Below are 20,394 nucleotides of genomic sequence, written 5' to 3' on the forward strand. Positions count from 1 at the left end.
TAAGATGCCGGCACGGCGTTCCCTCAGGCCCGGAGCGGGAAGCATGAAGGTCACGGACTGGACGGTCTACGAGCCGGACGTGCTGCGCCACGTGTTCATCGAGCTGCATACCGACGCGGGTATCAGCGGCTGGGGCGCCGCCTTCTCCAGCCGCCCGCAGTGTCTGGGCGCGCTCGAATGGCTGAAGAAGTTCGTCGTCGGGGAGAACCCGCTGGAGGTTGAGCGTGTCACGGAGAAGCTCCACCAGATCACCTACTGGTTCGGCCGCGGCGGGGCGATGACGCATGCCATCAGCGGGATCAACATCGCCCTGTGGGATCTGGTCGGCCGCGCGCTCGGCCAGCCGGTCTCGGTGCTCCTGGGCGGCCGCTACCACGACGCCGTGCCCGTGTACGCCTCCGTCCTGTTCGATCCGGTGGAGACGCTGACCGAGCGCATCGGCCGGATACTCGGGCGTGGCTTCCGCGCCCTGAAGCTGGGCTGGGAACCGTTCGGCCAGCAGAGCCTGGCCAGGGACGAGGCGCTCATCCGCATCGCGCGTGAGGCAGCCGGCGAGGACGTGACGCTGCTCGTCGACGCCGGGGGCAGCTACCCCTTCTGGCGGCCCCGGCTCAAAGACGCCCTTGAGCGCGCCCGCATGCTGGCCGACTACGCCGTCTACTGGTACGAAGAGCCCCTGGAGCCCGACGACATCGAGGGCTACGTGCGGCTCACGGACGCCTCGCCCGTCAAGATCGCCCACGGCGAGGTGCTCACGCGCCGGCAGTCCTTCGACCCCTTTTTCAAGCGTCGCGCCATGGACATCGCCCAGCCCGATGCGACGAAGGTCGGCGGCCTCTCGGAGATGCGGCGCATCGCCTGGCTCGCCGAGCCGCACGGCATCGAGGTGGTGCCGCACGGCTGGAACACGGCGGTCGGCGTGGCGGCGGACGCGCACTTCGTCTCGTCGCTCCACACGCGCTCGTTCGTCGAGTTCAACGTGGGCAACCCGCTGGTCGAGGACCTGGTCGCCCCGGGGTTCCGGCTGGACGCCGACGGCTGCCTGCCGGTGCCCGCCGGGCCCGGCCTGGGCATCGAGATCGACCGTGACCGGCTGGAGCAGTTCCGCAGGGAGGGCTTCGCCAGCGAGACCTGGCTCTGGGACCAGCAGGGAACGTTCGAGGCCAGGTGACGGCGTCCGGCCGACAGACCGGCACGGACTGCCACGGTCCGTCTTGCCCGTCTGCCGGGCCGGTGGTATGATGGCGCCGTTTCGGCAATCCCGACGTGCAATTGCAGGGAGCAACAGCATGAGTCTCGAGCTGTTCCCGATGCCGCGGAAGATGAAGGTCGGCAAGGACGTCCTCGATCTGACGAACGCGCGGTGGATCAAGGTCGCGCCCGGCCTGTCGGCACGCCTCAAAGGGCATGTGCATGCGCTGGCCCGCCACGTCTCCGCCCTGTTCCCCAGGCCGCTGCAGGTGACGGCCGGCGATCCGGCCGCAGGCGCCGTGCTGTTGTCAATCGACCTGGCGAAGCGCGGCCTCGACCCGCAGGCGTACAGGGCAAAGGCCACTGCCGACGGCATCGAGCTGACGGCCGGCGACGAGGCCGGCCTGTTCTACGGCCTCCGGACGCTGCGCCGGCTCCTCGCCCAGACGGGCGGACGCGTGCCCGCCCTGACCATCGAGGACTCGCCGGACTTCCCCGCCCGCGGCATCATGCTCGACATCAGCCGCTGCAAGGTGCCCACCATGGAGACGCTCTATGCCCTGGTGGACCTGATGGCTGAACTGAAGCTCAACCACTTCCAGCTCTACGTCGAGCACACCTTCGCCTTCAGCGAGCACGAGATCGTCTGGCACGACGCCTCGCCGATGACGCCCCAGGAGGTGCAGGCGCTGGAAGCCTACTGCGCCGATCGCTACATCGAGCTGGTGCCCAACCTGAACTCGTTCGGGCACGTCGAGCGTTACCTGCGGCATCCGGAGTACAGGAACCTGGCCGAGTGCCCCGACGGCTTCACGCGCGGGCGCATGCACTCGCCGTACGGCACCACGCTGCGGCCGAACCGCAACAGCCTGCGCTTCCTCGACTCGCTCTACCGGGAGTTCCTGCCCAATTTCAGCAGCCGCTGCTTCAACGTGGGCTGTGACGAGACCTGGGAACTCGGACAGGGCTGGAGCAGGAAGCGCGCCGAGGAACTCGGCAGCTCGACGCGCGTCTACCTCGACTTCCTGCTCGGGATCCACAAGCTGGTGCAGAAGCACGGCCGCACCATGATGTTCTGGGGCGACATCATCCTGAGGCAGCCGGAGCTGATCGCCGAGCTGCCGAAGGACATCATCGCGCTGGAATGGGGCTACGGGGCGCAGCACGACTTCAACGGGCGCTGCCGTCACTTCCGCGAAGCCGGCGTCCCGTTTTTCGTCTGCCCCGGCACGTCCACCTGGCAGTCCCTGACCGGCCGCCTCACCAACGCCGTGACCAACCTACGCAACGCCGCCCGCTACGGGCAGGAGCACGGCGCCATCGGCTACCTGAACACCGACTGGGGCGACCTCGGCCATCATCAGTACCTGCCCATCAGCTACCCCGGCTTCCTGACCGGCGCCGCGCTGTCGTGGTGTCTGAAGGCGAACCGCGACGCCGACCTGCCGGCGGCCCTCAACCGCCTGGTCTTCCATGACCGCACCGGGTGCACGGGCAGGCTCGTCTGCGACCTGGGCCGCGTGCTGGAGGTGGTGCCGCGGGACTTCGGCAACAAGACGCCCTATCAGCAGCTTCTCTTCCGCCCGATCGGCGACGAGGAGACCCTGAAGGGCATCACCGCCGGCAGCCTGCGCAAGAGCATTGCGCGCTTCGACAAGCTGGAAGCACAACTGGCCGACGCGCGCCCGGAAGCGCCGGACGGCGAGCTGGTCAAGGCCGAGTTGCGGGGCGCGATCGAGATGGCCCGCCACGGCGCCGAGCGCGGCCTGGCCGCCATGGAGCCCGAGAGGTGGGACCGTGCCGCCATGCGCCCCAAGCTTCAGCACATCATCGGGCAGCATCAGGAACTGTGGCTGGCTCGGAACCGACCGGGCGGCCTGGCCGAGAGCACCGACTACCTGCGCCGCCGCCTGCCGGACTACGATTGAACCGCGGTACGCGGCGAGTCGGACGGGCAGGACAAGGGAGAACACCGTGAAGCACGTGCATTACAGCGAGGTCAAGGCCGTCGACGTGACCGAGACGGGCGCCGAACGCGTGAAGGTCCGCTGGCTGATCGCCCAGGACGACGCGGCGCCGCACTTCTACATGCGCCGGTTCGAGGTCGAGCCGGGCGGCCAGACGCCGCACCACCTCCACCCGTGGGAGCACGAGGTCTACATCCTGGAGGGGGAGGGCACCGTGTTCGGCCCCAAGGGTGGCGAGCCGTTCGGCGCGGGCGACGTCGTCTACGTGCCGCCCGAGGAAGAGCACCACTTCGCGGCGGACCGGGGCCGGCCGGCAGTCTTCCTCTGCCTGATCCCGAAGACCTGAGCCGCGCCGCGGCCACGGCTCGAGGGAACGGACGCGGCACGTTCCGCACGTTCACCCGCCCGCCGGTCTGCGCGACGACGCGGGCGGCCTCAGTCCTCCTCCGGGACGAGCGACAGGTCCAGATCAGCGAAGCGGGACTTGCCGAGGTACTCCACCGTCAGGCGCACGTTGGGCTTTCCGTCGGCCAGGGCCTTCTCGATCACTTCGCCAAACGCATCGGCGGAAGGAATCGGCGCGCCGCCTCCGCCATGCATACTACGCACTCGGCGGCAGGTTCATTCAGATATGGCGGCGTCAGTTCTGGCGGCCTTCGATGGCCGACAGCAGCACGCCGGCCGCGATGCCCAGCCGCCGGTCCAGCCGCCGCTCAGTGTCCGCCGAGAAGTCCAGGTCCGTCTTCAACACGAAAAGGCTGAAAGGCTGCCGTAACTCGAGCACGCGCCGGCCCTCGATCTCCGCGTAGAACGTCTGCGGGATGATCTTGATCAGCAGGCGGCGCACGAGTGCGAGGAAGGTGCTGTCCTCGCGGATCACGCCGATCTCGTTGTCGTCGGCGTCCAGGATCCGCCAGTCGTCCCGGACCATCGAGCGGAGGCCGCGCCGCTGCAGGGCGCCCACCTTGCTGTCCGTCGTGGAGTCGACGACGTCGTAAGTCGCCGAGATATCGAGCACCTGCCGGGCCTTCATCATCAGCACTTCCTGCTGTTTGCTTTCGTCGGTGTAGAGGCGGATGTCCTCTTTCAGGCGGAAGGCCTTCATGTCGGCGTAGAAGGCCAGGTCGCCGTTCGGGTGGTAGATGTGGAAGGCTTGTCCGAAGACCTTGAACAGCTTGCGGCGGATCACGTAGCGGTCGTGCATCGTTCGGCTGTCGGCCATTCGGCTTCGCCTTTCAGCCCGGTATGCGGCGCCGGCGCCCCGCCGCGTTCAGATCCAGCCCCGCTTCCGGAAGTAGAGCAGCATGCCCCCGGCCACGGCGGCCATGATGCCGAGTGCGCCGAAGTAGCCCCACGTCCAGTGGAGCTCGGGCATGTGGTCGAAGTTCATCCCGTAGACGCCCGCGATGAAGCTGAGCGGGATGAAGATGGTCGCGATGATCGTCAGGACCTTCATGACCTCATTCATGTGGTTGCTGACGCTGGACAGGTACAGCTCCACCATGCCCCCGATCGTGTCGCGGAACGTCTCCACCGTGTCGATGACCTGGATGGTGTGGTCGTAGACGTCGCGCAGGTAGACGCGGGTCGGCCGGGTCAGCAGGGGCGAGTCCGTCCGCTCGAGCCCGCTGACCACCTCGCGCAGGGGCCAGACGACCTTGCGCAGGAACAGCACCTCGGACTTGAGGCTGTGCACGTCCTGCAGCGCCGTGGGGCGAGGGTCCTCGATCATGCTGTCGCGAAGGGGTTCGACGGACTCGCCGAGCTCCTCGCAGACGACGAAGTAGTTGTCCACGATCGCGTCCATGAGCGAGTAGAGCAGGTAGTCGGCGCCCGCCTTGCGCAGGCGGCCCTTTGCGGAGCGGATGCGCTCGCGGACGATGCCGAACACGTCGCCCTCGCGCTCCTGGAAGGAGAGCACGAACCGCTCGCCGAGGATCAGGCTCACCTGTTCGGCATCGACCTGGCGTGTCTCGCGGTTGTACGAGAGCATGCTGAGCACGACGTAGAGGTAGTCCTCATAGTCCTGCTGCTTGGGGCGCTGCCCCGTGCTGACGATGTCCTCGATGACCAGGGGGTGGAGCCCGAAGTGCGTTCCCAGTTGCTGGATGAGCGCCACGTCGTGCAGTCCGTCCAGGTTGATCCAGCTCACCGTCTTGCTGTCGCGGAGGCCGAAGCACTCCTCGGGGGACTCGATCGCCCTCTCCTCGAAGTGGCCTTCGTCGTAGTCGATGACGGAGAGGCGGACCTTCTCGACCTTCTTCTCGCCGGTGTGGACGGGCGTGCCCGGGGGCAGGCCCGCCTTGCGCGAGCGCCGAATGGAGAACCGCGCCATCGTCCCAGCCTTTCGGTCTCCGGGGGCCGCCGGGGCCGGCGGCGGGATCCCTGACGGCAGCATTATAGCAGCGGGACCGGCGGGCCGAAAGTGCGGTTTTCGGCGGCCCGGAGGGCCTTCCCGGGGCGGTTGCTTGCATTCGGCGCGGGGGCGGCCGATAATCGGCGGACGGTCGCATTCGCTCATCCGAGGGTCGTTGTGGCCGGCTCCGAAGGGACGATATCGGGGGCGCAGAGCGGCGTGCTGCTGGGCACGCTTCCGGAGGAGGTGCGCGTCGGGGCCGAGGCTCAGGGCGTGCGGGACGCCGACTGCCTGTTCTGCCTCTGTTCGGACATCGACCTGGACGGCCGGCGGGAAGACGTGTGGCTGATCGTCACGGGTTCGGCGCTTCTGGCCGTGGCCGACAGCCCCGCCGGCGGCCGGGTCGCGGCCGGGCCGTTCGCCGTCGACCAGGTGCAGAAGGTGCGGGTGCTCCAGACCGTGGGCAGCGCCTTCCTGCAGGTCATGCTCGGCGGGCTCTACGTCGACGTGCTGCGCTTCAGCAACTCCCGGCGGGAGTTCTTCCACCGGGCACGCGTGCAGTTGGAGCGGATACTGAACGGCCAGGCGTTCCAGCCGGAGCACCTGACCCGGCCGAGCGAGACCACCTGCCCGAAGTGCGGCGTGCCCCTGCCGAACCGCGGCGGCCAGTGCCGCATCTGCACGGGCGGCCACGGCATCGTACTGCGATCCCTGGATCTGATGACGCCCTACCGCGGGTTCATCGCCCTCCTGATGGGGCTGATGATCCTGCGCGTCGGCGTGAGCCTGGTGCCTCCGTACCTGGTGCGGCTCCTGGTCGACGGCGTGCTGCAGCCGCCCCCCGGCCAGGGCATCCCGGGCCATCCGAGCGCCCTGCTGCTGATCTTCGTGCTCGTGCTCCTGGGCATCCACGCCCTTCAGAGCGGGCTCAACATCGGCATCGGGCGTGCGAGCGCCGCCGTGGGCACGCGCATCACCCGCGAGATGCGCGAGATGCTGCAGGCCAAGCTCCTGCAGCTCGACGTGTCCTACTACGACCGCCACTCCGTCGGCAGCCTGATGAGCCGCGTGCTCTACGACACGGACTACTTCCAGGGCTTCGTGGACCAGGTGGCGGGCGGCTTCCTGCTGAACCTGCTCCAGGTGTTCGGCATCTGCATCATGCTGTTCGTGCTCAACCCCTACCTGGCCCTCCTGGTGCTGCTGCCGGTGCCCCTGGTGGTCATCGGCACACTGGTGTTCCTCCGGCACGTGAAGCCCCGCTACTGGCCCGTGTGGGAGAGCCAGTCGAAGATGAGCCAGCTCCTGTCCGGCGTCCTGTCCGGCGTGCGCCTGGTCAAGGCGTTCGGGCAGGAACATCGGGAGGAGGAGCGGTTCAGCGAATCGGCCTACTACCTCCTGAAGGCGCGCCGCCGTCTGAGCTACAGCGTGGCCACCTTCCACCCGCTGATCCAGTTCGCCGCGCTGCTGGGCAGCATGATCATCTGGTACGCCGGCGGCAAGCTCGTCATCTCCAACCGGCTCTACGGCGCCGGGATCTCGCTCGGCGTGCTGATGGCGTTCTTCAACTACGTCGGCATGTTCTACGGCCCGATCCAGATGCTCAGCCAGTTCTCCAACTGGATGACCGGCTTCGTGTCGGCCGCCCAGCGTATCTTCGAGGTCATGGACGCCGACGTGGTGCTGAAGGAGAGCCCCTCCGCCGTGCGTATGCCGACGCTGCGTGGAGAAATCGAACTGAAGGGCGTCTCGTTCGGCTACGATCCGCACAACCCCATCATCAAGAACGTCAGCCTGAAGATCGAGCCCGGGCAGTTCATCGGTATCGTGGGAAAGAGCGGATCCGGCAAGACAACGCTCGTGAACCTGATCTGCCGCTTCTACGACGTCCAGCAAGGCCACGTGCTGATCGACGGCGTCGACGTGCGGGAGATGTCCCAGGCCGACCTGCACCAGCACGTCGCCCTGGTGCTGCAGGAGCCGTTCCTGTTCCGCTCCAGCATCCGCGACAACGTGGCCTACGGGAATCCGGACGCCGGTCCGCAGCAGGTGATGGACGCCGCACGGGCGGCCAACGCCCACGAGTTCATCGCCCGCATGCCCGCCGCCTACGACCGTCAGGTCGGCGAGCGCGGCGCCGGCCTGTCCGGCGGCGAACGCCAGCGCATCACCATCGCGCGCGCGCTTGTGCGCGACCCCCGCGTGCTGATCCTCGACGAGGCGACCTCATCGGTCGACACGGAGTCGGAGCAGGAGATCCAGAGGGCGTTGGCCACCCTGGGCCGAGAGCGGACGACGATTGTCATCGCCCACCGGCTGTCCACGCTCAAGAGCGCCGACCGCATCTTCGTCATGGACGAGGGCCAGATCGCCGAATCCGGCAGCCACGAGGAGCTGATGGACATGGCGGGCATCTACTCCAAGCTCGTGCGGATCCAGACCGAGCTGACGCGACTGGAGCTCTGAGGCGATGGCCGAGCCGAATGCCCCACAGCCCGAAGTGCCCGATCGCCCCGGACTCGGCGTGCGCTGGCTCCAACCGGAGACGACCCACGTCTTCTCCGGCACCTTCTCCCTGCTCCACTGCACCGTCGAGAGCGAAGGCATCTACCGCGCCGTCTTCGCCGTCATGCTCTTCCCGATCAGCTACCCGGACCGCTTCATCTCGCTCCGGTATACCGACAGCGAGGACAAGGTGCGGGAGATCGGCGTGATCGATCGCCTGCGCGACTTCCCCGCCGAGGCCCAGGCGCTTCTGCACGAGAGCCTGCAGAGGCAGACCCATGAGAAGGTGATCGAACGCATCCACGAGGTGCGCGAGGAGAAGGGCATGCTCTTCTTCCACGTCAAGACGCAGGACGGCTGGGAGAGGTTCGTCATGCCCTGGCGCGGCGATCGGGCCGAGGACTACAGCGAGGGCGGCAAGCTGCTCCTGGACGCCTACGACAACCGCTACGTCATCCCCGACCTCGCCGCGCTGACCACCGCCGAACGGCGCCAGCTTACGGCGTACGTCTACTGGTAGTCCGCCCGCTCAGAACGAGTAGATGAGCTTCAGCCAGCCGGCGGTGCCCTCCGGCCGGTTCTTCGCGTGCATCTCGTGCTGCAACTTCGCCTCGATGTTCAGCCGTCCCCACTGGTACGAAACCGTGGGGCCGATGGCGAACACCTTCTCCTCGGACCCCGGCAGGCGCCGACCGTCCTGCTTGTCCTCCGCCATCGACGTCAGGTAGTACCCGCACAGGCCCGCCCGCCACTGCCGCTGCCCGCCCCACGAGTAGCCGAGGTTGTAGTCCAGGTGGAACTGGTCCCCCTCCTTGTAGTCGAGCCTGCGGTCCTCCGTGTGGATGTCGTACATCAGCTTCGTCGAGGCCGAGAAGCCGCCGGTGCCGATGTAGCTGACGGCCACGGCCGGCTCGAACGTCCAGTGGTTGTTGCCGATCGTCACCACGTCCCGGCTGTCGTAGCGGCCGGTCGGACAGATGACGTCCAGCCCCGCCACCCAGTGCCACGGCGGCCGGTGCCAGCCCAGCAGGAGGGGGCTCACGTAGACGTCCCCCAGGCCGAACTTGCTCTCGCCGAAGAAGTCGGACTCCATCTCTTTGTAGATGAACGGGATGACGGCGTGCCAGGCGGGGTTCGCGCCCAGGATCGTGTGCTTGCTCACGTACACGGGGCGGATCACCTGTGCGTAGACGGTGGCCGTGAAGTCCGTGAACGGCGGGTCGGAAACATGCCCGCCGCGCCGACCCTTCATCTCGTGTGCATGGTAGAGGAAGTTGTAGTCGACCAGGTGCAGGCCGGGCGGGGGCAAGGCGCCCGCATACCAGCCCTCCGCACCCAGTATGGCCGACGACGCCGAGCGGCAGCCCGGCGCCAGCATGTCGTCGGCCCGCACCGCCGGCGCCGTCAGGACACCCAACGCCAGCAGGCACGCCGGGGCGACTCCAAACCATGGCCGCATGCTTCAGGTCCTCCCGCAGGATCCTCGTTCCGCGTCCGGGCATCGAGCGCCCGGCCACGCGGACGACGTGGCAAAGGGAAGCAATCGTAGTGCCCGAAAGGGGGCAAAGTCAAGCCATGGCTCTGTCGGTTGCGGCCGTCGAGTGCATGGGCCGCGCTCACGGTTGCGCATCGGCGCCCCCGCCACGCTCTTGCAGAGCGCGCCGCCCGCCGGTAGCATCGGCCGGCATCGGGACGGTTCCGTGTACAGAACCGGCACCGCCGGCGCGCCGCTCCGCAGCGGGTGTCGCAGCCCTGGAGGAGATCGGCCATGAGACCGATCATCGCGACGGTCGTTCTGGGTCTGCTGGCGTACGGCGCCTGCGGCGCCGACTACTACGTGTCCATCCAGGGAGACGATGCGGCGGCCGGCACGCCCACCGCGGCCGCCTGGAGGACGATCGGCCGGGCGAACGCGGCCCTGAAGGCCGGCGACACGGTGCACATCCGCGGCGGCGTCTACGAGGACGCCATCGCCCCGCAGGCCGACGGCACCGAGGGCCGCCCGATCGTCTACCGTGCCTACGACGGGGAACCGGTTGTGCTGACCGGTGTGCGACTGGCGGTCTCGATGCAGGATCGGGCGCACGTCGTGATCGACGGCATCCACTGCCGCGCGGTGCGTCAGTTCGTCATTCTCGACAACAGCCACCACATCGAGATTGCCAACTGCCGGTTCGAGGGCTCCACCGAGCGCGGGGGCTGGGTCAACGGCGTGGTGCTGCGCAACGGTTCGCACCATAACCGGATCAGCCGGTGCTGGATCGGGCGCGTGGGCTACTCGACGCGCAATGACGACATCGGCGGCACGATGTACATCGGCGACGACAGCCATCGGAACGTGGTGGAACACTGCACCCTGGCCTGCGGCGGACATCACGTGCTGCAGATCGTCTCCGATCATAACATCATACGCAACAACTACTTCCACAACGAGAACTGGATGGAGGCCCCGCACCGCGCGGCGACCGGCGGCATGGCGGGCAACCGGAACGTGATCATCGAGGGCCGAGGCGGCTGGAACGTCGTGGAGGGCAACGTGATCGCCTTCAGCGGGGTGCCGCCGGACCAGGACGGCTCCTCCGGCATGTCCGTGCGCACGCCCCACAACATCATCCGCCGCAACATCTTCCACGACAACGACATGGCGGGCCTGAACGTCTACTCGTCCTCGCGCAGGGCCGAGGTGCGCTCCAACCGCATCTACCACAACGTCTTCTTCCGCAACGGCCATGCCGCCATGGTGACCTTCGAGCCGTTCCTCAGCGGCCTCTCCCTCTCGCAGCATGGACAGGGAGCCATCGCGGGGGTCTCGGTCGTCAATAACCTATTCTGGCGGAACCGCAACGGCGTGGCACTGTCGTTCTACCGCTGCAGTCGGGCCGATCAGGCGGTGCGCGGCAACTGGGAGGAGGAGGGCGATCCTCTGTTCCTCAACGTCGGCGTGCCCGCCCATCCGCTGCAGCCCGGCGTGCTGGACTTCCGCCTGCATCCGCAGAGCCCCTGCATCGACGCCGGCGAGTTCCTGACCCGCACGGCCGCCCCCGGCAGCGGAACCGCCATCCCCGTGGAGGATGCCGGCTTCTTCATCGACGGCTACGGCGCCGTCGAAGGCGACCGGGTTCAACTGGAGGGGCAGGCGCAGGAGCTGCGAATCCGCCAGGTCGACTACGAGGCCAACGTGCTGCACGTGGACGCGCCGACGGCCTGGCAGGCCGGCCAGGGCGTCAGCCAGCCCTTCGGCGGCCTCGGCCCCGACATCGGCCTCTTCGAGCACTGACCGGCCGCCTGCGGGCTCAGGCCAGGCGCCGGCGGCGGATGCGCTCGCCGATCCGCTGCCAGCGTCCCAGGCGGAAGGCGACGACGGCCAGCAGCCCCGAGAGCACGTTGCCGCCGGCCAACGCCGCCCAGACGCCGTGGACGCTGTCCCACTTCGCCGAAAGCCAGTAGGCCGTCGGCACGGTGAACAGGATGACCGCGACGCCCACGATCACCATCGGGAGGACCGTGTCGCCGCCGCCCGTCATGGCATTGCCCAGCACGAACGAGACGCTGAGCAGCACGAAGGAGAAGCTGAGCCAGCGCAGAAGGCCTGCGCCGAGATCGCGCACGGCGGGATCGTCGTTGAACAGCCCGACCAGAACGCGTCCGCCGAAGCAGAACGCCAGGCTGAAGCAGAGGACGACGGCGGCCGCCAGGCCGACGGCGATCCAGGCCGACCGGGCGGCGCGTTGCGGCCGCTGCGCCCCGACGTTCTGCCCGACCAGCGCCGCAGCCGCCGTCCCGAAGCCCATCGACGGCCCGAAGACCACCATTTGCAGGCGCATGCAGATTCCGAAGGCGGCCACTGCCAACGTGCCGTACCCGGCCACCAGCCGCATGAGCAGCAGGCTGCCGAAGTTCTGCATAAGCATGCGCCCCGAAGCGAACAGGCCGATGCTCGCGATGGGTGCCATCTGGCGCGGGTGCGGCCGCAGGTCCTGCACGCGGAGGCGGAAGTGCTCGTGCTCGCCGCCGAAGAACACGCGGATCATGACGGCCAGCGCGACCGTCCGGCCCACGAGCGTGGCCCAGGCCGAACCCGGCACGCCCAGCTCAGGCACGCCCAGCCACCCGAAGATGAGTATCGGATCGAGCACGATGTTCACCACATTCCCCAGCACCATCGCCAGAAACGGAGTGCGCGCATCGCCCGCCGCGCGCAGAGAGGCGCCGAAGACGATCATCAGCATCATGGTGGCGCTGCCGCCGGCGACGATGCGCAGGTAGCCGGCGCCCAGCTCCACAACCGTCTCGCTGGCTCCGAGCAGACGCAGCATGCTGTCCGCCAGGGGGATGCCCAGGGCCGCCACGATGACCGACAGGACGGCGACCATGGACAGGCTCTGGGCGACGACGGCCGTGGCGTGGTCGCGGTCGCCCGTGCCCATGGCGTTGGCCACCAGGGCCATCGTGCCGCCCGCCACGCCCTGTGTGAGCATCATGATGATCCCGAACATCAGTCCGCTCATGGAGACGGCGGCGACTGCCGGGGCTCCGAGCTTGCCGACAAAGAACATGTCGACGATGCCGAGGAGGTCGTGGCTGACGAACGCGCCCCAGGTCGGCATCGCGATGCGGACGATCTCCCTGGGGATGCTGCCCTCCGTCAGGGACGGACCGTCCGGCCGGAGCATCGGCCGGGCAACAGGCGGGGCCGGGGCCTGGTGTTCCTCCGCCGGCCGCCCGGCCCTGCAGGCGGCCGAGGTCTCTGAACCATCGACAGGCATGACTGCTGCGGCTCCCTGCGTGCGTTCGGGGGGTGCGCCGTCACGAGTGGACAGGTGAAGTCGGTCCATTCTACCGCGACGGCCCGCACACTGCTCGGTCCGGCGCCGGCACGTTTCCGTCCGGGCGCCCTGCGTAGCTTGACAGGGGCGGCGGGGGGGCGTAGATTACGCGTCCGCTTTCCATCCGTGAGCGAGGGCAGTCCAATGGCCGAAGAGCGAATGCCTCTGGGTGTGTTCACCTCCATCGGCGCCGGGCTGGGCGCCGGGATCGAGAAGGTGGTCGGGCTGGGCATACGGACCGTGCAGATCCATGCGCCGGGCCCGGACGGATGCACGCCCGAGCGGGCGGAGCAGATCGCCGGGCGGTTCGCCGAGTCCGGGGTGGACGTGACGGTCGTCTACTGCGGATTCGCCGGCGAGAGCTACGCGAGCATCCCGGTTGTGCGCGAGACGGTGGGCCTGGTGCCGCCGGCCACGCGCCAGGCACGGCTGGCCGAGACGCTGCGCATCGCCGACTTCACGTCCTGGATGGGCGTGCCGGCCATCGGCATCCACGTGGGGTTCGTCAGCGAGGACTGGCGGTCGGACGAGTTCGCCGACGTGGTGGACGTCCTGCGCACGGTCTGCGGCCACTGCGCGGACCTCGGGCTGCGGGTGCATCTGGAGACGGGGCAGGAGACGGCGGACACGCTGCTGCAGTTGCTGGAGACGGTCGACCGCGAGAACCTGGCCGTGAACTTCGACCCGGCGAACATGATCCTGTACGGGAGCGGCGAGCCGCTGGAGGCGCTTCGCAAGGTGGGTGCCTTCGTGCGAAGCTGCCACGCCAAGGACGGCACGTGGAGCGACCAGCCCGGCGTCGAGTGGGGCAGGGAGGTGCCGCTCGGGCAGGGCGACGTGAACATCGAGCAGTTCGTGGCCACACTGAATGAGATCGGCTACGACGGCCCGCTCACCATCGAGCGCGAGATCAGCGGCGAGAAGCAGATCGAGGACATCCGCGTCGGGATCGAGTACCTTGCGCAGGTCAAGGCCCGCCTGGGCATCGCCTGACGTGCGCCGGCCGGACGTGCGCCGGCCGGATGCACGCGACCATCGAGGAACGACTTCACCATGGCCAAAGGCCTGACATCGCAGAGCGAAGACTACTCCGCCTGGTACAACGAGGTAGTTCAGCAGGCGGAGCTTGCAGACTACGCCCCCGTGCGCGGCTGCATGATCATCCGTCCCTATGGCTACGCCCTGTGGGAGAACATCCAGGCGGCGCTCGACCGGCGTTTCAAGGAAACGGGGCACGTCAACGCCTACTTCCCGCTCTTCATCCCCGCGAGCTTCCTGGCAAAGGAGGCGGAGCACGTCGAGGGGTTTTCACCGGAGCTGGCGGTCGTCACGCAGGGCGGCGGCAAGGAACTCGAGGAGCCGCTGATCGTGCGCCCGACGTCGGAAACGGTGATCGGGCACATGTACGCCAAGTGGATCCAGAGCTACCGCGACCTGCCCGTGCTGATCAACCAGTGGGCGAACGTGGTGCGCTGGGAGATGCGGCCCCGGCTGTTCCTCCGCACGACGGAGTTCCTCTGGCAGGAGGGGCACACGGCCCATGCCACGCAGGAAGAGGCCGATGCCGAGACGCGCCGCATGCTGGACGTGTATGCCGACTTTGCCGAGACCGATGGCGCCGTGCCCGTCGTCAGAGGGCGCAAGAGCCGGAGCGAGAAATTCGCCGGCGCCGTCGCCAGCTACTCGATCGAGGCGATGATGGGCGACGGCCGCGCCCTGCAGAGCGGCACCTCGCACGACCTGGGACAGAACTTCGCCCGCGCCTTCAACATCACCTACCAGGACCCCGACGGCCGGCTGGAGCACTGCTGGACGACAAGCTGGGGCATCAGCACGCGCATCATCGGCGCGATCGTCATGGTGCACGGCGACGACAGCGGCCTGGTCCTGCCGCCCCGGCTCGCCCCGTGGCAGATCGTCATCGTGCCGATCTGGAAGACGGACGAGGAGCGGGCGCAGGTGCTGGCCGCGGCCGACCGGGCGCGCGCTGCCCTCAGCGCCTACCGCGTGAAGCTGGACGATCGCGACCAGCTGACCCCGGGGTTCAAGTTCAATGACTGGGAGCTGCGTGGCGTGCCGCTGCGCGTCGAGATCGGCCCGCGCGACGTGCGCGACGACAAGGTCGTGTTCGCGCGGCGCGACGTGCCCGGACGGGAGGGCAAGCAGCCGGCGCCGATGAGCGGCCTGGCCGAGGCCGCCGGGAGGATGCTGGACGAGATCCAGGCCTCGATGCTGCAGCGCGCGCGGGCCTTCCTTGAGGCCAACACGGCCGACGTGTCGGACTACGAGGGGCTGCGCAGCGCGGTGGCGAAGGGGTTCGCGCGGGCGTGGTGGTGCGGCTCCGGAGAATGCGAACAGAAGGTGAAGGACGACACGCGCGCGACGACCCGCTGCATCCCCTTCGAGCAGCCGGGCGGCACGGGGCGCTGCGCCGTGTGCGGAGAGCCGGCGTCCGAGGTGGCCATCTTCGCCCGCGCCTACTGACGCATCCGACCGGCCGCGCGCCGACCGGCCGCGCGCCGACCGGCGCGCGCCGACCGGCGCGCGCCTACCGGGGCGAGCCCCTGCGGTCGCTCACGGCCTCTGCCAGCTCCCGAGCGACCCGGACCAGGTCCTCGTTCGTGTTCACGGGTTCGGGTACGGGCAGCAGGTACCAGTACTCCGTCAGCGTGGTGGATTCGCCGGGCTGGAGTTCCACGGCCGGGCCGACGACCTCCAACTCCACGTAGTCCTTGCAGGTGTAGACCTCGCGCGGCGTCTCGGGATCGGGCGGGAGCGTCGGGTCGATCTCGAAGACCTTCAGGTAGACCTCCTCCCCGCGCCGGCAGCCGAGCCAGCCGGGGGGGCCGGAGAAGAACGCCTTGCCGTCCGCACCGGACGTGTTCAGGACCATCATGCCGTCCACGAACGTCCACTGCTGACGGAACGGCTCCCGGTCGACCATGCGGTAGCGGGCGCCGGGCCCCATCGGGACGAACGCGTCGACGTCGTGCCGGACCTGCGTGACGTCCCAGATGGATGCGGTGATGGGCTTGTCGGAGATGTTGACGGCCGTCTGCTTGACCTCGAGCCGGGAGCCGGCGGGCGCCAGGGTGAACTGGCGGTCGAAGCGCAGGCCGAAATCGGGGCAGGGGAGCCCGATCATCGTCACGACTCCGTCCCGAGATACCTCGACCCGGCAGGCGCCCCGGTCCAGCTCCCAGGGCGGCGGGTTGCGCCAGACCTTCTCCGGGGCGGGCCAGAGCTTGTAGCCGCCGAAGTTCTCCCACTGGCGGGTGTGCCCCTGCGTGCCCGGACTGCCGCTCACCTCCGGGGCGAGTTCGTCCTTGATCCAGAGCAGGTTCTCGCCCCCCGCGGTGGAGTACTCCATGATGCGCGCGACCTGCGGCACGATGACCACGACGGCGTCGCCGTTTGTCATCAGCAGCGCATCCTCCCAGCCGCGGTATGGGACGCGGTTGACGCGGACGGCTCCGGGTGCGTGGGTGCCCCCGCTGCCGGACGCGCACCCTCCCGCCATCGCGAGGCAGAGTACCACGAGCGGCAGCAGACCGGCGGTAGCGAGCGGCATCTTCATGTTCTCCTCTCCCGTAGACGTGACGCCGGCAGTGTAGCACGCCCGGCGGACGGGCCGCAAGCCCGCGTGCACGCGGGCACGCGGGCGCCGTCCTGCGGCGGCTACTCGGCCGGCGCGAAGCCCCGGACCGTCTCCCATGCGACCTCCTGCAGGAACCGCGCCGTCTCGGGGTCCACGGGGGCCTGGCCGGCCTGGGTGGCCGTGCAGGGGATGCCGACGGGCGAGCGGCCGGTCAGGACGGCGTAGAAGACGCAGGCGCTCAGGTAGCTGCCGGCGAGTTCGGGGTGGTGCTTGTCGTGGATGTTGTGGAGCTGCAGGTCCGGCCTGCGCTCACGGACGGCCTGCCAGGCGGGCCCGACCGGCACGAAGACGGCGCCCACCTTGCGGGCCACCTCCAGTTGCTCCCGCGTGGACGGCTCCTGTTCGGCGGGCGGCGTCTCCTGGCCGACCCAGAGGCAGTAGAGCATGCTCCTGGCCCCCGACTCGCGCACCGCGGCGTGCAGCGTCTCGACGGCCTCGGGGCTGCCGGGGCTTCCCTGCACGACGTAGTCGAAGCCGCCCGAACGGATGCGTTCCAGCGTGTCGGTCTGCCCGACGAAGTAGTCCATGCGCGCCCCGCCGCGCAGGGCATCCTCCACGATGAGGTGGATGTCCGACTGGCCGCTGTTGACCAGCGAGGCGATCGTCTGGGGCAGCGCCCACCAGCCCGTGTAGCTGTGGCCGATGAACAGGACCTTGACCGGCCGGCCGGCGGCGGCGAGGTCGCGGCACGAGGGCACGGCGCGCGGCCCGTAGGCGGCCGGGTCCGTCAGCCTCCGGACGCCGAACTCCGTCGGCGGCGTGCGGAGTATCTCGATGCCGTTGACGGCGGCGCTCTCCCGATCGGCCTCGAAGCCGACGACGAGTTCGCCGTCGGTCACCGAGACGCCCCGCACCTCGACGACGGTCGGTCGGGCGAAGCCGTTGCCTTCTGCGAACGGATCGAACGCGGTCAGCGTGCGCCGCCCCTGCACGTCGACGTGGAAGCGGCGCATGCCGGGCTGCCAGACCGGCGCGTGGGTCTCGGCGAAGTGCAGGCGCACCGCGTAGTCGCCGTTCGGGAGGCCGAAGCGGTAGTGCCGGGCGCCGTAGCGCTCGGAGAAGTAGAGGCCGCGCGCGGGCACGTCCGGCACGGGCAGGTCCGGGCAGCGGGGGGCGTTGCCCCCGCCCTGGACACCCCATCCGCGCTCGGGCGCCCATTCCTGGTCGGGCAGCCAGGCGACGCCGCGCTCGTCGGTGTAGGGTTGGGTCGCGCCGCAGTTGACGCGCAGGACGGCGCCTCGGGCCGCCGGCCCGCCGGTGGTTGCGGAGCAGCCCGCCGCCAGCAGCAGGCAGGCCAGGAGGACGGGCGTCAGCACGAGCGATGACGTCATGACGGTCTTCTCCCGGAGAACGGGCGGATGGGTTCGGGGACCGTGTCCCCCCCCCCCGGAGACCGAATGTATGCCGGAACGGGCGTGTTGTCAATGCGGACAGGCAGAAAGAAGAGCGCCGTCGCGTCCCTCCCCGCGACGGCGCTCGTGTGCTGCGTCAGGCGTCAGCGTGCCGTCAGAGCTTGACGACGTTGACGGCGCGCGGGCCCTTGGGCCCCTGCTCGACGTCGTACTCGACGGCGTCGTTCTCGGCCAGCGTCCTGAAGCCACCGCCCTGGATGGCGCTGTGATGGACGAATACGTCCTTGCTGCCGTCATCCGGGGTGATGAAGCCGAAGCCCTTCTGATCGCTGAACCACTTCACCTTGCCTTGAGCCATTGTACGGACCTCGCAAAAACGGGCTTACTGTGAGCTGACGTACCATTGCACGTCTTGCGCTCGACCTTGTGAAAGCCGCGCTGCCATTGACGCTTGCCGATCAGTGAGCAGGCCGTAGCGTCGTTCGGAACTAAGGGAGAGCACTGCAAGGCACGCATCCGGTGCCGGGGGGAGGGAACCCACGGGACGGAACAAAGCCCACAGGCGCTTCACCGCACAAGGAACTGCCACTTCAAGAGGTCTCCAAGGCGGCAGACATAGTCACGAACCGACTCCCGAACCATTCACGCAGCTACGCGCCGTGCCGTCCACGGGACGCATCGGGAGCGCATCTTTCAGCGCGGATTATACTGCACCGGCGTCCGACGTGCAAGCACTATTATCCGCCGGAAAGTGCGGCAGCGGACGCCGCGCCGCCGGGGGTCAATCCCCGGTGTCCGAGAGCCACTTCAGGACATCGGCCTGGCGTTCGACCGTGCACTGCACCGTGCGTTCGGCCACCCGCTCCGCGTTCGGGCGGGCGGCCGCCTTGTCGGCGTCCTCGACGTCCACGAAGTCGATGGCCACCGTCATCGGCAGGTCGACCTTGAACGGCCTGCACAGGCCCTGGCGCAGTGCCTCGACGGCCTCCTTGACCTTGTGCGCCGTCAGCGCGCGGGCCTCGCCCGGCGTCGGGCCGGTGCAGGTGTCGCGGGAGACGTGGCGCTTGACGCACGCGGTGACGATGCCGGGGAACGTCGCCTGGGCCTCGGCGCAGGCCGCTTCGTCGCCCTGGGCGAAGCAGACGGGCACGTTCCAGTGCCCGGCGAAGCAGGCCTCACTGCCCATCTCGCCGACGCTCATCCCGTTGATCCGGAAGTCGCGCCACTTGCTCGTCTGCGTGTGGGGCAGGAAGGCGAACGGCGTGCCCGCCTTCGCGTGATGGCCGGGCAGCATGAAGCCGTCGACCGTCTCGTTCAGACCGGGCATCCAGCGCATCCGGCCGTTGTCCTCGCCGCGCGACCGGAACAGCCACGTGATGCGCGGGTCCGCCAGCATGCGCTCGGGGATGAAGTTCCCGCCGCCGTGGTGCGTGTCGCAGACGATCAACTCGTCCACCCCCGCCTCGAGCGCGGCCTGTGCGGCGTTGTTCGCATCGGCGATGATCAGGTCGATCCCCTCGGCGGCGACCTGCGGCCGCACCATGTTCTCCCAGTACCACACCTGCTCGCGGGAGTAGATCCCGCTGGCGCCTTCCATGTCCCAATGCATGAAGATCTTCACGTTCCGTCTCCTTGATGCCGCCTGAGCGGCGGCGTTCACAAACCCAGGCTCTCCAGGTAGTCGCGGCTCACGACGGCGCTCTCGTAGGCCGTCGGCAGTTGCGTCACGTCCGTCTCGGCCAGCAGCCAGCCCCGGTAGTCGGCGGCGCGCAGCGCCTCGAGCACGCCGGGGAAGTCCACGAAGCCTTCCCCCAGTTCGGTGTAGATCCCCTGCTCGCGGCAGACCGCGTAGTCCCACTGCCGCGACCGTCCCTCCATCATGACGCGCGGATCGATGTCCTTCAGGTGCACGGCCAGGATGCGGTCCGCATGCTCGCGGAAGAACTCGACGACGTCCGTCCCACCCCAGGCCAGGTGGCCCGTGTCGGGCCCCAGGAAGACCAGGTCGGGGTCGACCAGCGAGAGGAGCCGCTCGATCTCCTCGCGCGTCTCGATGACGGACGCGCAGTGGTTGTGGTAGCAGAGGCGCACGTCTTCGGCCCGCGTGATCTCGCCGATGCGGTTGAGGGTGTCGGCCAGTTGCCGATACTCCGCGTCCGACATGGCGTCGCTCGGCTCCACGCGGCCGGCCACCCGCATGCGGTTGAGGCCGCGGGGGCCGACGAACGTGCGCGATCCGCCGGCGCTGATGAACAGCTCGGTGACGTCCGCCTCGCGGGCGAACGCCGCCAGGCGCGCGGCCTGCTCCAGGGCCGGTTCCTGCGCCTCTGGCGTCCACAGGTCGCCGCCCATGTAGGTGGGCGCCGGGTCCAGCCCGTAGCCGTACAGTTCGTCGAGCACCCCCCGGGCGGTCATGCCGCCTCGCGGACCGGCCGGCACCCCCTCGTACCCCGACTCGACGATTTCCCGAAGGACCTGGTCCTGCGGGACGTTCTTCCACGTGATCGGAACGCAGCCGATCCGGAAGCGGCTCATGGCG

The 20,394-nt window shown here is 68.9% G+C and carries 18 protein-coding genes; 8 read left to right on the plus strand and 10 right to left on the minus strand.

Features of this window, described 5'->3' with window-relative positions; all coding sequences use genetic code 11:
• The first annotated feature begins 43 nt into the window (after positions 1-43).
• From GXY85_08865 to GXY85_08875, 3 genes are all read left to right on the plus strand, one after another.
• Positions 44-1,171 (plus strand): mandelate racemase/muconate lactonizing enzyme family protein, encoded by a 1,128-nt coding sequence (locus tag GXY85_08865; protein ID NLW50932.1) that lies wholly within the window; start codon positions 44-46, stop codon positions 1,169-1,171.
• 118 nt (positions 1,172-1,289) lie between these two features.
• Entirely contained in the window at positions 1,290-3,119 is a 1,830-nt protein-coding gene (locus GXY85_08870) for a family 20 glycosylhydrolase (GenBank protein NLW50933.1), read from the plus strand.
• 46 nt (positions 3,120-3,165) lie between these two features.
• A complete protein-coding gene (locus GXY85_08875; GenBank protein ID NLW50934.1) occupies positions 3,166-3,504 on the plus strand; it encodes a cupin domain-containing protein in 339 nt (112 codons plus the stop codon).
• Between the two features lie 89 nt (positions 3,505-3,593).
• Here the strand turns inward: GXY85_08875 and GXY85_08880 are convergent, their stop codons facing one another.
• From GXY85_08880 to corA, 3 genes are read right to left on the minus strand one after another with little or no spacing between them, the layout of a single operon-like run.
• Positions 3,594-3,758 carry a hypothetical protein gene (locus GXY85_08880; protein ID NLW50935.1) on the minus strand — a complete coding sequence of 55 codons (165 nt, stop codon included), beginning with the start codon at positions 3,756-3,758 and terminating at the stop codon, positions 3,594-3,596.
• A gap of 40 nt (positions 3,759-3,798) precedes the next feature.
• Positions 3,799-4,380 carry a hypothetical protein gene (locus GXY85_08885; GenBank protein NLW50936.1) on the minus strand — a complete coding sequence of 194 codons (582 nt, stop codon included), beginning with the start codon at positions 4,378-4,380 and terminating at the stop codon, positions 3,799-3,801.
• A 48-nt stretch (positions 4,381-4,428) separates the two neighbouring features.
• Entirely contained in the window at positions 4,429-5,493 is a 1,065-nt protein-coding gene (corA, locus tag GXY85_08890) for a magnesium/cobalt transporter CorA (GenBank protein NLW50937.1), read from the minus strand.
• Between the two features lie 198 nt (positions 5,494-5,691).
• Between corA and GXY85_08895 the strand changes: the two genes are divergently transcribed.
• Complete coding sequence (locus tag GXY85_08895; protein NLW50938.1) at positions 5,692-7,980, plus strand: ABC transporter ATP-binding protein; 2,289 nt, start codon at positions 5,692-5,694, stop codon at positions 7,978-7,980.
• A gap of 4 nt (positions 7,981-7,984) precedes the next feature.
• Complete coding sequence (locus GXY85_08900) at positions 7,985-8,539, plus strand: DUF1854 domain-containing protein (GenBank protein NLW50939.1); 555 nt, start codon at positions 7,985-7,987, stop codon at positions 8,537-8,539.
• A 9-nt stretch (positions 8,540-8,548) separates the two neighbouring features.
• Here GXY85_08900 and GXY85_08905 read toward each other — a convergent pair whose 3' ends face one another.
• Positions 8,549-9,478 carry a hypothetical protein gene (locus GXY85_08905; protein ID NLW50940.1) on the minus strand — a complete coding sequence of 310 codons (930 nt, stop codon included), beginning with the start codon at positions 9,476-9,478 and terminating at the stop codon, positions 8,549-8,551.
• 309 nt (positions 9,479-9,787) lie between these two features.
• On the opposite strand from GXY85_08905, the gene GXY85_08910 reads away from it, so the two are divergent.
• A complete protein-coding gene (locus tag GXY85_08910; GenBank protein ID NLW50941.1) occupies positions 9,788-11,296 on the plus strand; it encodes a hypothetical protein in 1,509 nt (502 codons plus the stop codon).
• Between the two features lie 16 nt (positions 11,297-11,312).
• Here the strand turns inward: GXY85_08910 and GXY85_08915 are convergent, their stop codons facing one another.
• Positions 11,313-12,785 carry an MATE family efflux transporter gene (locus tag GXY85_08915; protein ID NLW50942.1) on the minus strand — a complete coding sequence of 491 codons (1,473 nt, stop codon included), beginning with the start codon at positions 12,783-12,785 and terminating at the stop codon, positions 11,313-11,315.
• Between the two features lie 219 nt (positions 12,786-13,004).
• On the opposite strand from GXY85_08915, the gene GXY85_08920 reads away from it, so the two are divergent.
• Positions 13,005-13,838 carry a sugar phosphate isomerase/epimerase gene (locus tag GXY85_08920; protein NLW50943.1) on the plus strand — a complete coding sequence of 278 codons (834 nt, stop codon included), beginning with the start codon at positions 13,005-13,007 and terminating at the stop codon, positions 13,836-13,838.
• A gap of 60 nt (positions 13,839-13,898) precedes the next feature.
• Positions 13,899-15,329, plus strand: a complete 1,431-nt coding sequence (locus GXY85_08925; protein NLW50944.1) for a proline--tRNA ligase — start codon at positions 13,899-13,901, stop codon at positions 15,327-15,329.
• 64 nt (positions 15,330-15,393) lie between these two features.
• Here GXY85_08925 and GXY85_08930 read toward each other — a convergent pair whose 3' ends face one another.
• The 5 genes from GXY85_08930 to GXY85_08950 all read right to left on the minus strand — a co-directional run bounded on the left by GXY85_08930 (position 15,394) and on the right by GXY85_08950 (position 20,390).
• Entirely contained in the window at positions 15,394-16,422 is a 1,029-nt protein-coding gene (locus GXY85_08930; GenBank protein ID NLW50945.1) for a DUF4380 domain-containing protein, read from the minus strand.
• A gap of 101 nt (positions 16,423-16,523) precedes the next feature.
• On the minus strand, positions 16,524-17,834 hold the full coding sequence (locus GXY85_08935; GenBank protein NLW50946.1) for a hypothetical protein: 1,311 nt from the start codon (positions 17,832-17,834) through the stop codon (positions 16,524-16,526).
• 175 nt (positions 17,835-18,009) lie between these two features.
• A complete protein-coding gene (locus GXY85_08940) occupies positions 18,010-18,213 on the minus strand; it encodes a cold-shock protein (protein NLW50947.1) in 204 nt (67 codons plus the stop codon).
• A gap of 423 nt (positions 18,214-18,636) precedes the next feature.
• Positions 18,637-19,476: a M55 family metallopeptidase gene (locus GXY85_08945; GenBank protein NLW50948.1), complete on the minus strand. Its 840-nt coding sequence runs from the start codon at positions 19,474-19,476 to the stop codon at positions 18,637-18,639.
• Between the two features lie 35 nt (positions 19,477-19,511).
• Entirely contained in the window at positions 19,512-20,390 is an 879-nt protein-coding gene (locus GXY85_08950; protein ID NLW50949.1) for a TIM barrel protein, read from the minus strand.
• Positions 20,391-20,394: the final 4 nt, after the last annotated feature.

Source organism: Candidatus Brocadiaceae bacterium (genome assembly GCA_012728835.1).
In the GTDB taxonomy this organism is placed as follows: domain Bacteria; phylum Planctomycetota; class Brocadiia; order SM23-32; family SM23-32; genus JAAYEJ01.